11 protein-coding genes are annotated in these 13,284 nt (G+C 62.2%); 3 read left to right on the top strand and 8 right to left on the bottom strand.

Translation table 11 applies throughout. The annotated features are described in order from the left end of the window. Positions 1–6 precede the first annotated feature (6 nt). Genes HYI44_RS16335 through HYI44_RS16345 form a run of 3 tightly spaced genes read right to left on the bottom strand, consistent with a single transcriptional unit; the run spans position 7 to position 2,796 of the window. Positions 7–795: an ABC transporter permease gene (locus HYI44_RS16335; protein WP_201119683.1), complete on the bottom strand. Its 789-nt coding sequence runs from the start codon at positions 793–795 to the stop codon at positions 7–9. After that, entirely contained in the window at positions 792–1,709 is a 918-nt protein-coding gene (locus tag HYI44_RS16340; RefSeq protein WP_225569904.1) for an ABC transporter permease, read from the bottom strand. Before HYI44_RS16340 ends, HYI44_RS16335 begins: the two co-directional genes overlap by 4 nt. Position 1,710: 1 nt before the next feature. Continuing rightward, a complete protein-coding gene (locus HYI44_RS16345; protein ID WP_225569905.1) occupies positions 1,711–2,796 on the bottom strand; it encodes an ABC transporter ATP-binding protein in 1,086 nt (361 codons plus the stop codon). A 141-nt stretch (positions 2,797–2,937) separates the two neighbouring features. Here HYI44_RS16345 and HYI44_RS16350 point away from each other — a divergent pair, with 141 nt between their 5' ends. The 3 genes from HYI44_RS16350 (at position 2,938) to HYI44_RS16360 (ending at position 8,656) form a co-directional block, all read left to right on the top strand. Then, positions 2,938–3,627, top strand: coding sequence for a GntR family transcriptional regulator (locus tag HYI44_RS16350; protein WP_225569906.1), 690 nt, complete (start codon positions 2,938–2,940; stop codon positions 3,625–3,627). 211 nt (positions 3,628–3,838) lie between these two features. Then, a complete protein-coding gene (locus HYI44_RS16355) occupies positions 3,839–5,950 on the top strand; it encodes a PAS domain-containing sensor histidine kinase (RefSeq protein ID WP_225569907.1) in 2,112 nt (703 codons plus the stop codon). Positions 5,951–6,034: 84 nt separating this feature from the next. Continuing rightward, a complete protein-coding gene (locus HYI44_RS16360; RefSeq protein WP_225569908.1) occupies positions 6,035–8,656 on the top strand; it encodes an excinuclease ABC subunit UvrA in 2,622 nt (873 codons plus the stop codon). A 55-nt stretch (positions 8,657–8,711) separates the two neighbouring features. Here HYI44_RS16360 and HYI44_RS16365 read toward each other — a convergent pair whose 3' ends face one another. The 5 genes from HYI44_RS16365 to HYI44_RS16385 are packed head-to-tail and all read right to left on the bottom strand — an operon-like array spanning position 8,712 to position 13,280. Beyond that, entirely contained in the window at positions 8,712–10,655 is a 1,944-nt protein-coding gene (locus tag HYI44_RS16365; protein WP_225569909.1) for a response regulator, read from the bottom strand. Further along, complete coding sequence (locus HYI44_RS16370; RefSeq protein WP_225569910.1) at positions 10,645–11,517, bottom strand: sensor histidine kinase; 873 nt, start codon at positions 11,515–11,517, stop codon at positions 10,645–10,647. The genes HYI44_RS16365 and HYI44_RS16370 overlap by 11 nt, the downstream gene beginning before the upstream one ends. Then, positions 11,510–12,520 carry an ATP-binding protein gene (locus HYI44_RS16375; RefSeq protein WP_225570079.1) on the bottom strand — a complete coding sequence of 337 codons (1,011 nt, stop codon included), beginning with the start codon at positions 12,518–12,520 and terminating at the stop codon, positions 11,510–11,512. The genes HYI44_RS16370 and HYI44_RS16375 overlap by 8 nt, the downstream gene beginning before the upstream one ends. After that, a complete protein-coding gene (locus HYI44_RS16380) occupies positions 12,517–12,921 on the bottom strand; it encodes an anti-sigma regulatory factor (protein WP_045057597.1) in 405 nt (134 codons plus the stop codon). The genes HYI44_RS16375 and HYI44_RS16380 overlap by 4 nt, the downstream gene beginning before the upstream one ends. Then, positions 12,918–13,280 (bottom strand): STAS domain-containing protein, encoded by a 363-nt coding sequence (locus HYI44_RS16385; RefSeq protein ID WP_122840652.1) that lies wholly within the window; start codon positions 13,278–13,280, stop codon positions 12,918–12,920. Before HYI44_RS16385 ends, HYI44_RS16380 begins: the two co-directional genes overlap by 4 nt. Positions 13,281–13,284: the final 4 nt, after the last annotated feature.

The following is a 13,284-nucleotide window of genomic DNA, read 5'->3' on the forward strand; positions in this document are numbered from 1 at the left end:
CCAGGCTCATTGGTTTTTGCCGCGCTGTCCCAGCCAGAAGGCCAGGACCACCAGCACGATGGAAATCACCAGCATCAGGGTCGAAATCGCATTGATCTCCGGCGTCACGCCGGCCTTGATTGCCGAGAAGATGTAGACCGGCAGGGTCGTGGAACCCGGGCCGGCCACAAAGAAGGTCATGATGAAGTCGTCCAGGCTGACGACAAAGGCCAGCACCGAACCCGACAGCACCGCAGGCCACAGCAGCGGCAGGGTGACCCGGCGAAACACCTGCCATGGGTTGGCGTACAGGTCGTTGGCCGCTTCCAGCAGACTTTTGTCCAGGTCATTGAGGCGGGCGCGGATCGGCAGGTAAGCGAAGGGGATGCAGAAACCGATGTGCGCGACGATCACGGTGAGCAACCCCAGCTTGATGCCCAGGGCCATGAACAGCAGCAGCGTGGCGACCGCAGTAACGATCTCCGGCAGGATCAACGGCAGGTTGATCCCGCCCTCGACCATCTTCTGTCCATAGAAGGGTCGGTAGGTCGCCAGCGCGGCAAGCAGGGCGATGGCCGTGGCGCAGACCGTGGCGATGCTGGCGACGATGATCGAGTTCAACGCGGCCGTCTGGATCGACGGGTTCGCCAGGATCCGCCCGTACCAGGCGAAGGAAAACTCGGTCCAGACCGTCGCCGAGCGGTTGGCATTGAAGCTGTAGGCGATCAACACCAGGATCGGCAGGTACAGATAGGCCAGGATTAGCAGGCTGACCTCGCGGGTCAGCGGCAGTTTTTTCAGGTGCAGGGCGATCATAGGGTGGCTCCCCGGCGCAGGGTCTTGGCCGCATTGCGGCTGTAGAGGGCGTACAGCACCAGGGACAGCAGCAGAATCCCCAGTAACAGGAACGATAAAGAGCTGCCCAGCGGCCAGTTGCGCGCGGTGCCGAACTGTTGCTGGATCAGGTTGCCGATCATCAGCGTCTTGCCCCCGCCGAGAATCGCGGGGGTGATGAAGGCGCCCAGGCTCGGCACGAACACCAGCAGCGCGCCGGCGATCACCCCCGGCATCGAGAGCGGCAGGATGATTCGCTTCAGCGCGTGCCAGCGATTGGCGCCGAGGTCGTAGGCGGCTTCTACCAGGCGCCAGTCAAGTTTCTCCAGGGTCGAGTAGATCGGCAGGATCATGAAGGGCAGGAAGCTGTAGACCAGCCCTACGCTGACCGCGAAGTCGTTGTACAGCAGGGTGATGCCACCGGCCTGGGGGAACAGCGCATTGAGACTTTGCGCGACCCAGCCGTGTTCGCGCAGGATGATCAGCCAGGCATAGTTGCGGATCAGCAGGTTGGTCCAGAACGGGATGGTGATCAGCAGCACCATGAGGTTGCGCCGGCCCGGGGTCAGGCTGGACATCCACAGCGCCACCGGGAAGCCGAACAGGAAACACAGCAGCGTGGTGCCTGCGGCCTGGAACACCGAGCGCAACAGTGCCTGGGCGTACACCCAGTTGAGCTCCAGTTCACCGTCGAAACCTTCCTGGAAAAACAGCTGCACATAGCTTTGCAATTGCCAGTCGGCCTGCCAGTCGACTCCGCCGTAGACGTTGCGCGGCAGGAGGCTGATGTAGCCCATGATGCCCAGGGGAATGGCGATCAGGGCGAGCAAGGTAAGGACCACCGGGCTGAGCAACAGCGCACGGCTCAAGGCGGGGGAAGAACTGCTGACGCTCATCTCAGGCCTCCATCAACAGGCAGGCGTGGGGCGGCAGGTTGACGGCGACCCGGTCACCTACGGCCCGGCCACGCTTCAGGCCTTCGTTGTTCTCACGCAACATGACGTTGACTTCATTGCTCAGCCGGCACTGATAAAGCGTGGCGGTGCCCACGTACAGGACGGCCTCGATCACGCCCCGCAGGTGGTGCGGTTGCGTGGGGTCGACTAGTTGTGAACGTTCCGGACGAAATGCCAGCTGTACGTTGGCACTGTCCAGGCCGTGATCCTGGCACGGGATTTCCACCGGCATGCCGTTCGGAACGAAGAGGTTTTCGTTGTGCTGGCCGCGCTTGAGGTGGCCGGGAAGGAAATTGATGTCGCCGATGAACTGGGCGACGAACTGGTGTTGCGGGCGTTCGTAGATGTCGTTTGGGCTGCCGATCTGCAGGATCTTGCCCGCCGACATCACGGCGATGCGATCGGACAGGGTCAGGGCTTCTTCCTGGTCGTGGGTGACGAAAATAAAGGTAATGCCGGCTTCTTTCTGCACTCGCTTGAGTTCAACCTGCATTTCCTTGCGCAACTTGAGGTCCAGGGCCGACAGCGGCTCGTCGAGCAACAGCACCTTGGGCTTGGGGGCCAGCGCCCGGGCCAGCGCCACGCGCTGCTGTTGCCCGCCGGACAATTCGGCGGGTTTGCGCAAGGACAGGTGCTGCATCTGCACCAGCGCAAGCATTTCCTCCACCCGCCGGGCCGTCTGTTTGCGATCAAGACCCTGCATCTCGAGGCCGAAGGCGATATTCTGCGCGACAGTCATGTGTGGAAACAGCGCGTAGCTCTGAAACACCGTGTTGACCCGGCGCTTGAAGGGCGGCAGGTCATTGACCGGTTCACCCCCAAGGCGGATCTGGCCATCGCTGACATGCTCAAAACCGGCGATGGTGCGCAGCAGGGTGGTTTTGCCGCAGCCGGAAGGGCCGAGCAAGGTAAAGAATTCGTTGTCGGCGATGTCGACCGACACGTTGTCCAGGGCTGGGGCCAACCCGGGATCGTCGGAATACCGCTTGGAAACGTTACGCACTTCGATAGCGTTTGGCTGACCCATAATGGTGCGATCCTCTAATTATTGTATGCAATATCTGGATGCAATCTACAAATAACCGGATTAATCTGCGGGTGCAACCCCCTTTTTTTCATTGGCCATTCATTGCCAGGGAGCGGTTGTCCGGCACAAAGGAGTATTCAGATGGGCGAAAAGAAACCCGAGACAACCGTGGACCGCGTCTACCAAGGGGTTTACGAAGCGATCAGCAAGCGTTCGTTACGTCCGGGGATGAAGCTCGGCGAGGCGTCACTGGCCGAGCTTTTTAATGTCAGCCGCACGTCGGTGCGCGCGGCGCTCAAGCAGTTGGAAGCCGACGGACTGGTGACGACCGAGCCCAATAAAGGTGCATCGGTGTCTTTGCCCAGTGATGAAGAGATCCGTTCGCTGTTTGAAACCCGCCGCCTGATCGAGATCGGCATCGTCAGTGAACTGTGTCGCCGGCGCGATTCGGCAGTCGCCCAGGACCTGCGCGAGCATCTGCTGCTGGAGGACGAAGCGCACCGCAACGGCGACCACGAGCGGCTGATTCATCTGCTTGGGGAGTTCCACATCAAGCTGGCGCGCAGCCTGAACAACCCCGTGCTGCTCGACTGGTTCCAGAAGCTGATATCCCGGGCCTCGCTCTACGCGGCGGCGCTGGACGACGACAGCCACGAGGCCTGCCGCGATGACGAACACCTGCGGCTGATTGAGTACATCGAGGCGGGAAACCAGAGCGCGGCGATCGAATTGACCTGCATGCATCTGAACGGCATCGAAAAGGCCATCCTTGACGTCGCCGCCACGCTGAAAACTGGCTACCATCCGCTTAAGCACCTGATTGAAGTGTGATGATCTGGAAATTCAGGCAGGAGCTACCGCAGGCAGCGATCTTTTGATCTTGTTTTGCTAGCGCCAGGATCAAAGGATCGCAGCCTCGTTTCTCTCGACAGCGCCTGCGCGTGCTTCAAATCGCTACGATGTGCTTGTAGGCAATGAAACCATTGGCGCCGCGTGTGCTCGAAGCAGACAGGTGTCATTTCAGGGACTAAAGAGTCAGTCGATGCAGTTTCTAGACGCAAGCCACGGGTGTGCCGGCTGGAACGGTGAGATGGCCGGACGCATTCGTGCATTCGACTGGAGCCTGACCGAGCTTGGGCCTGTCCAGAATTGGCAGAAAAGCCTGTGCAGCACCGTGCAGTTGATGCTTGCGTCGCCCTTGCCAATGGTCATGCTCTGGGGCCGGGCCGGGTACATGATCTACAACGACGCCTACTCGGAATTCGCTGGCGGCCGCCATCCTTACCTGCTGGGCTCTCCGGTGGAACTGGGTTGGCCGGAAGTCGCCGAATTCAACCGGCATGTGGTGGACACGTGCCTGGGCGGGGGCACCTTGTCCTATCAGAACAAGGAACTGGTGCTGTTACGCAACGGGGTCCCCGAAGACGTCTGGCTCGATCTCTATTACAGCCCGGTGGCCAATGACGAGGGTCGGCCCGCAGGCGTCATGGCGATGGTGGTGGATACCACCGACCATGTCATTTCCGAGCGCCGGCGCCGGGCGGCTGAAGATGCCTATCGCGCCGATAACGAGCGGGTCCGCCTGGCACTGAATGCCGGGGCCTTGCTGGGCTCCTTCGTCTGGGACCTCAAGGCCGACATTCTTTCCGGCGACGACCGATTCGCCCGCACATTCTCCTTTCCGCCAGGCTACGACCTGTCCAACCTGCCCAGTGCCGTCGCTGAATCGCGGATTCACCCCGAGGACGTGGGCTGGGTCCGTGAGCAGGTTAAGCAGGCGCAGAAGACCGGTGAACCCTTTAACGCCGAATACCGCGTGCTGCGGCCCGACGGCAGCCATCTGTGGGTGCTGGCCAGCGGCGCTTGCGAGTTCGACGAAAGGGGCGAACCGTTGCGCTTCCCCGGAGTGCTGATCGACATTCATGTGCGCAAGACGGCTGAAGAATCACTGCTCAAGTTCACCCGCAATCTGGAACAACGTGTCGCTGAAGAGGTCGGCGCGCGGCTGCAGGCCGAGGAGCAACTGCGTCAGTCGCAGAAGCTCGAAGCCATCGGTGGCCTCACGGGTGGCGTAGCTCACGACTTCAATAACCTGCTGCAGGTGATCGCCGGCAACCTGCACCTGCTGGCGCGACATGAGCCGGACAACGCCAATGTGCAACGTCGGGTCAAGGCCTCGATTGCAGCGGTCGAGCGCGGGGCCAAGCTGTCCTCGCAACTGCTCGCGTTTGCCCGGCGCCAGCCTTTGTCCCCGGCGGTCTACGACCCACGGCAAATCTTCGAAGGCCTGGCCGAGTTGTTGCAGCGAGCGCTGGGCGAAACCTTGCAGATCGATGTGCGGGTCCCGCAAGAGTCCTGGCATCTCAACGTTGACCGTAATCAGTTGGAAAACGCCATCCTCAACCTGGCAATCAATGCCCGGGACGCCATGCGGGGCGAGGGCACGGTGATACTCAGCGCCGAAAATGTTGCACTGGACCGCCAGTTCTGTGCCGGCAAGGGCATTGTCGCCGGCGATTATGTGCGGGTTGCGGTAGTTGACTCGGGTGTTGGCATGCCCCCCCAGGTGCTGGCGAAGGCGTTTGAACCCTTTTTCACTACCAAGGCGGATGGCCAGGGCACCGGGTTGGGCCTGAGCATGGTGTTCGGCTTCGTCAAGCAAAGCGGCGGGCATATCGAGATGTCCAGCTTTGAAGGCCAGGGCACTCGGGTCGAGCTTTATTTTCCGCGGTGCCTGCGCGGGCTGTCTGTTGAATCAGCGGTGCATGACGCGCAGCATCCAGGCGGCCACGAAACTGTCCTGGTGGTGGAGGATAACGAGGCGGTGCGCGCCGCGGCCGTGGAGCTGCTGCACGAGGAGGGTTACAAGGTGCTGATCGCTGCCAACGGGGACATCGCCATGCAGATGTTGCTGGAAGGCGTAGCGGTGGATCTGATTTTCACTGACGTGGTCATGCCCGGGCTGATCAAGAGCTCGGACCTGGCCGCCTGGGCCAAGGTCCAGAAACCGCCGGTTGCGGTGCTGTTCACGTCGGGGCATACCCGCGACATCATTTCGCGCAATCACCAGCTCAGTCCCGATACCCATCTGTTGAGCAAGCCTTATGGGCCGGAAGCGCTGACGCGCATGGTCCGTAATGTCCTGAGCGGTTGAAGTGAATTATCGGGATTTGCAAGGAACCAACGTAGGAGCTGGTAAACCTGAGATTAAGCATCCTCAATTCAATCAAGGCAGCCTATGAATTCCGATCCAACCTCCGGCATGGTCAGGGTGCGCGGTGCCCGGGAACACAATCTCAAGAATGTGGATGTCGATATCCCCCGCAATGCCCTGGTGGTATTCACCGGAGTCTCCGGCTCGGGTAAGTCATCCCTGGCGTTTTCCACGCTCTATGCCGAAGCGCAACGGCGTTATTTCGAATCCGTGGCGCCCTATGCCAGGCGCCTGATCGATCAGGTGGGTGTGCCTGACGTCGACTCCATCGATGGCCTGCCGCCGGCCGTGGCGTTGCAGCAACAGCGCGGCACGCCGAGCACGCGCTCGTCGGTGGGCAGCGTGACCACCTTGTCGAGCCTGATCCGCATGCTCTATTCCCGGGCCGGCAGCTACCCGCCCGGGCAACCGATGCTGTATGCCGAGGATTTCTCGCCGAACACACCACAGGGCGCCTGCCCGGAATGTCATGGCCTGGGGCGGGTCTATGAAGTCACCGAAGCACTAATGGTTCCTGACCCGAGTCTGACTATCCGCCAACGCGCAGTCGCTTCGTGGCCGATGGCCTGGCAGGGACAAAACCTGCGCGACATCCTGGTCACGCTCGGGTATGACGTCGACACGCCCTGGCGCGAGCTGCCGAAAAAACAGCGTGACTGGATCCTCTTCACCGAGGAAACCCCGACTGTACCTGTGTACGCCGGGCTCACGCCCGAGGAAACCAGGGTCGCCCTCAAGCGCAAGATGGAGCCGAGTTACCAGGGCACGTTTACCGGCGCCCGACGCTACATCCTGCACACCTTCACCCATTCCCAAAGCGCGCTGATGAAAAAGCGGGTTGCGCAGTTCATGCTCGGCAATCCATGCCCGGTGTGCGACGGCAAACGCCTCAAGCGCGAAGCGTTGTCGGTGAAGTTCGCCGGTTATGACATCGGCGAGTTGTCGCAGATGCCCTTGCTGCAGTTTGCCGAGGTGTTGAAACCGGTGGCGGCGCAGACCTATCTGGACCAGGCCGAGGAAGCGGGTGACGTCTTCACCCCAAGTCAAACCCTGGAAGCCCGGGCCCAGCGCGTCGCCCACGGGGCCAGTGCGCATGCCAATGCGCCGGATGTGCGGCATACGCCCAACCTGTCGGTGGAAAAGCGTCTGGCGGCGCAGCGTATCGCTCAGGATCTGCTGGAACGGGTCAGCACCCTGACCGACCTGGGCCTGGGCTACCTGGCACTGGAGCGCAGCACGCCGACCCTGTCCTCCGGCGAGTTGCAACGCCTGCGCCTGGCGACCCAGTTGGGTTCGCAACTGTTCGGCGTGATCTACGTGCTCGACGAACCCTCGGCGGGCCTGCACCCGGCGGACGGCGAGGCGCTGTTCGATGCCTTGCAACGGCTGAAGGCCTGCGGCAATACCCTGTTTGTGGTCGAGCACGACCTGGAAACTATGCGCCGTGCCGATTGGCTGATCGACGTCGGCCCGGCGGCCGGCGAACATGGCGGGCGGATCTTGTACAGCGGGCCACCGGCCGGCCTGGAGCAGGTCAAGGAATCGCAAACCCGCGACTACCTGTTCGCCGAGGCAGCGAGCCAGGCGCGCACCTGCCGCAAGCCAGCCGACTGGCTGCGACTGGAGGGGATCACCCGCAACAACCTGGACAACCTCAGTGTGGAGTTTCCACTGGGCTGTTTCACTTCGGTTACCGGTGTTTCGGGGTCGGGGAAATCGAGCCTGGTCAGCCAGGCGTTGCTGGAACTGGTGGGCGCGCACTTGGGACGCCCGGTGGCTGAGAGTGATGCCGAGGAACCGAGCCTGGAGGACGATGCGCCCCAGGTCAGCGGCGGTCAGGTGACTGCGGGGCTGACGTCGATCAAGCGCCTGGTGCAGGTCGACCAGAAACCGATTGGCCGTACGCCGCGCTCGAACCTGGCGACCTATACGGGCCTGTTCGACAGCGTGCGCAAGCTGTATGCCGCCACTGATCAGGCGCGGGCGCAAGGCTACGATGCCGGGCAGTTCTCTTTTAATGTCGCCAAGGGCCGCTGCCCGACCTGTGAAGGCGAAGGTTTTGTCAGCGTCGAGTTGCTGTTCATGCCCAGCGTGTATGCGCCATGCCCAACCTGCCATGGTGCGCGCTACAACCCCCAGACTCTGGCTATCACCTGGCAAGGCTTGAACATCGCCCAGGTGCTGCAGCTGACCGTGGATGAAGCGGTGACGGTGTTTGCCGAGCAGGCTGGCATCCGCCGTTCACTGGAGGTGTTGCGTGACATTGGCCTGGGGTATTTGCGCCTCGGCCAGCCCGCCACCGAGCTGTCGGGCGGCGAAGCCCAGCGCATCAAACTGGCCACTGAACTGCAACGCAACCAGCGCGGCGCCACCCTGTACGTGCTCGACGAACCGACCACCGGGTTGCACCCCCGGGATGTCGATCGGCTGATGGAACAGCTCAACACCCTGGTGTCGGCGGGGCATACGGTCATAGTGGTCGAGCACGAGATGCGCGTGGTAGCGCAGAGTGACTGGGTGATTGATATCGGGCCTGGGGCAGGGGATCAGGGCGGTAAAATTGTGGTGGCGGGAACGCCGCTGAAAGTTGCCAAAAGCAGGAAGAGCAAGACTGCACCGTTTTTGGCCAGGACGCTCAACCTGTAGAAGCAGGACCGGAATGAGCATTGCTCCCACCGGTCCTACTCCCACAAACGGTAGATCAAACCCTATCAATCGTACGTCGCACCTTGTCCAGTAGCTCGTTGATCTGGAATGGCTTGACCAGCATTTCCATGCCGTCGCCGAGGAACACCTGGCGGTTGATCGCGTTTTCCGCATAGCCGGTCATGAACAGGATCGGCAACTGCGCGCGCCAGCCTCGGGCTACGTCCGCCAGCTCGCGGCCGGTCATGCGCGGCAGGCCGACGTCGGTCAGCAGCAGGTCGATCGACGGGTCGTTCTGCAACCGCTCGAGTGCGCTTTCAATGTCGCCGACCTGGGTGCAGCGGTAACCGGCGTCCATCAGCACCTCAGCGACGAACATGCGCACTGACGGCATGTCCTCGACGATCAGCACGTGCTCGCCATCGCCCTGAGCATCTGCCGTGAGTGGGGGGGGCTCGCTGGAGGTCGGGTCGGAAGTGGCGGGCAGCATGATCGTGACTTCGGTACCGCGTCGCGCCACGCTACGGATGTGCGCGTCGCCGCCGGACTGGCGGGCGAAGCCGTAGATGGTCGACAGCCCGAGGCCGGTGCCCTGGCCCAACGGTTTGGTGGTGAAAAACGGATCGAAGACCTTGTCGATGACGCTGTGATCGATGCCCGTACCGTCATCGCGCACGGCGAGGGCGACATAAGCACCGTCCGCCAGGTTGGGATCACCGTGGGAGAAGGCGGCATAGGTACTGACCCAGATATTACCGCCCTGGGGCAGCGCATCGCGCGCGTTGATCACCAGGTTGAGCACGGCACTTTCCAGCTGGACCGGGTCGACCAGGGCGATCGCCGCCTTGGACGTCAGCTCAAGTTTCAAGGCGATGCGCTCGCCGATAGTGCGCATCAGTAATTCTTCCAGCGAACGCACCTGGGCGTTGATGTCCACCGGCCGGGTGTCCAGTGGCTGCTGGCGAGCAAAGGCCAGCAGGCGATGAGTGAGTGAGGCGGCACTCATGGCAGAGCTCAAGGCGGCTTCGGTATACAACTGGACCTTGTCGGTGCGTGACGCGGCGATGCGCTTCTGGATCAGTTCGAGGCTGGTGATGATGCCGGTCAGCAGGTTGTTGAAGTCATGAGCGATACCGCCGGTGAGCTTGCCCAGCGCGTCCATCTTCTGCACCTGCAGCAGCTGCGCCTCGGTGCGCGCCCGTTGCGCGACTTCGTTGGCCAGCTGGGTAGTGGCGTCATCCAGGCGCGCCAGATGCGAGCGTTCACGATGACGGTGCTCGGTGACGTCCTCGACGAACACCAGGCTCAGTTCAGGTGTGCGGTAGGGTGAGAGCTGCCATTCGGTCTCGCGGACTTCGCCGTGCACGCGCATATTCAGCGTGCCTTTCCAGCGCTCGCCATAGGCCAGTCGCAGGCGCAGTTCATCAATGACCGCGCCCTGGTCCGGGGCAAAACACTCGCGCAGGGCATCCGGGTCGAGGTTGTCCTGCATCAGCTGCGTGAACGCGTGATTGCATTCGTGCACCTTGAGCTGCGCGTCCAGCACCGCGATGGGCGCAGACACATTGACAAATATTTCCCGAAAACGCGCCTCGCTCTCGCGCAGCGCATTTTCCGTTTCACGCACCCGCAGCAAGGTGCGCAGGGTCGCCAGCAGCACATCCGGGTCCACCGGGTGAATCAGGTAGGCATCCGCGCCAGCGTCCAGGCCGGTGATGATATCGCCAGTCTGGATCGACGCCGCCGACACGTGAATCACCGGCAGCAGGGCGGTGTCGGGGTCGCAGCGCAGCTTGCGCACGATGTCGAAACCGCTCATGTCCGGCAGGTTCACGTCGAGAATCAGCGCGTCGAGGGCAACGCTGGCGATCAGTTCGAGGCCCTCGCCACCGGTGCCGGCCTCCAACACCTCATAGCCGTGGCTTTCCAGGCGACGGCGCAAAGCGTAGCGCGTGGCGACGTTGTCATCGACGACCAGCAGGCGGATGTCACGTTTCATCGACGGGCTCCATGGCAATTGCCAGCGGGATGATCACGAAAAAAGTCGAGCCCAGGCCCGGCTTGCTCTCTAGGCCGACTTCACCACCGAGCAACTGGGCGAAGCGTTTGCACAGGGACAGTCCGAGCCCGGTGCCGCGAAGGCGCTTCTGCAGCGGCGAGTCGACTTGGGAAAAGTCTTCGAACAATGCGCCATGTAGCTCCGGGGCGATACCTATTCCGGTGTCGCTGACGGCAAAACGTACGTGAGTCGCGTCGTGCAGCCGTGCCGAGACCCGGACTTCGCCGCGGGTGGTGAATTTCAACGAGTTGGAAATGAAGTTGCGCAGGATCTGCGCGAGCTTCTTGTCGTCGGTGAACAGCTTTGGCAGGCCCACCGGCTCTTCGAAAATCAGGTCCACGGCGCTGGCATCGACAATCGGGCGAAACATGCCGCGCAACGCGGCGAACAGGTCGAACATGTCGAACCAGGCAGGGGAGATATTGATGCGTCCGGCTTCGATCTTCGCCAGGTCCAGCAGGTCGTCGACCATGTCGCTGAGTTCGCGCGCGGCGTTGCTGACAAACGCCACCTGCTTGTGCTGTTCGGCGCTCAAGGGGCCGTCGAGTTCATCGGTCAACAGGCCGGTAATGCTCAGGATCGAACCCAGTGGTGTGCGGAACTCGTGACTCATGTACGACAGGAAGCGGCTCTTGAGGTCCGATGCCTGGCGCAACTGGTCGGCCTGGGTATCCAGTTCGGCATACAGCGCCAGGACGCCCTGGTTGGTCTCGTCCAGCTCCTCACGCAGGGCGTTGGCCTCGGCCTGCAACTGTGCGACCAATGCCGCTTGCTCGTCGTGATTGATGGGTGCATCAGCCATGATGGGCCTCCAGGTCAATGACCACGACCGTGACGTCGTCGCTTCTGCGGCAAAAATCGCGGTGCAAAATGGCGGCTATCACGGCGGGATGGCGGTGCACCAGGCCGGGGTAATCTTGCAGGTTCCAACGGGACTGCAGGCCGTCGCTGTACATGATCAATAGTTGTCCGTTCACTTGAGCATAGTCAAAGGGTTGCGCCTTTCGATATTGCCCACCGACGATGCCGGGGTGGGACGCCAGGCCGCGTGATTTTCCCGGGGCGATCAGACAGGCACCGATGTTGCCGATGCCGACGAATTTCAGTGCATCGACATCGCCGTCGAACTGTGCAATCGCCAGGGCGCCGCCGCGGGTGCCGATCATGTCGCGATGGATGTCTTCGAGCAGCATCACCGGCGTGGTGAACGGCGCCAAGGCGAAGGTTTGTTCACCCGCACGTGCGGCGCGTTCGGCGTCGTCGCCATGGCCCAGGCCATCGATCACCAGGGCACTGATACGCGAGCCGTCAAAGGCCAGGTGCCAGACATCACCACAGGCGGGGTCGTTGCGCAGGGAATGCTGGCTGACGCCGAACCGCTGGTCCGCAGCCTTGTCGTTGCGTGGGTACAGCCGGGCCAGCAGCACAGCGCCCCGGGCGTCGGCATACACATCAAAGACCTGGGTCTGGCGCGACACCGCACCCAGGCCGATGCCCTGGGTACCACCGGTAGAAAAACCGTCGGCCAGGCAGGCCTCCAGGTCAAATCCGTTGGCCCGGTCGATAGCGAGCATTTCAATCCCGGCACCGGCTGCCCGAGGCAGCACACGCAGGTGCAACTCACCGCTGGCGGCATGTTTGAGGATATTGCTGGCAAGTTCGGTGGCGACCAGTGCCACGCGCCCGGCATCCGTGGCGTCGAAGCCGTGCTGCTCGGCGAGTTGCTGCGCGGTACGGCGGGCGTGACCGATCTGGCTGGTGTCTTCGATGGGGAGTACTTGCGTCATCGAACCGCTGATGTTCATACCCATCGTGTGATCGTTATGCGAGTACCCTTGCCAGGCGCTGTATCGAGTTCGAATTCTTCCACCAGGCGTTTGGCGCCGGTCAGACCAAGGCCCAGGCCACCCCCGGACGTCCAGCCGTCGGTCATCGCCAGCTTGATATCGGGTATGCCCGGCCCCTCGTCGCGGAACACCAGGCGCAGCCCGGTGCGGGCGTTTTCATCGAGGATTTGCCAATCCATGTCGCCACCACCGCCATACACCATAGTGTTGCGCGCCAGCTCACTGACGGCGGTCACCATCTTGGTCAGGTCGATCAACCGCATGCCGCATTCAGTGGCCAGCTTGCGCGCAGTCTGGCGCGCGAGGACCACGTCCTGTTCGATTTGAATGGGTTGGCTGCCACTGCTGCGCACGTTCATCGTTCACGTACTCGATCCTGCAGCAGTTTCATCCCGCGTTCGACGTTCAGGGCGGTACTGACGCCCGGCAGGGTCATGCCGAGCTCCACCAGGGTGATCGCCACAGCCGGCTGCATGCCGACCAGCACGGTCTGGGCGTCCATGATGCGCGACAGGCCGGAGATGGTGCCGATCATGCGCCCGATGAACGAGTCGACCATGTCCAGCGCCGAAATGTCGATCAACACCCCGCGAGCGGAGGTGCGGCTGATGCGCTCGGACAGGTCATCCTGGAGCGTCAGGGCCAACTGGTCATGCATGTCGACCTGGATGGTCACCAGCAGGAAGTCGCCCATTTGCAGAATTGGAATGCGTTCCATCGGC

Source organism: Pseudomonas sp. Y24-6, assembly GCF_020295325.1.
Classification (GTDB): Bacteria; Pseudomonadota; Gammaproteobacteria; order Pseudomonadales; family Pseudomonadaceae; genus Aquipseudomonas; species Aquipseudomonas gregormendelii.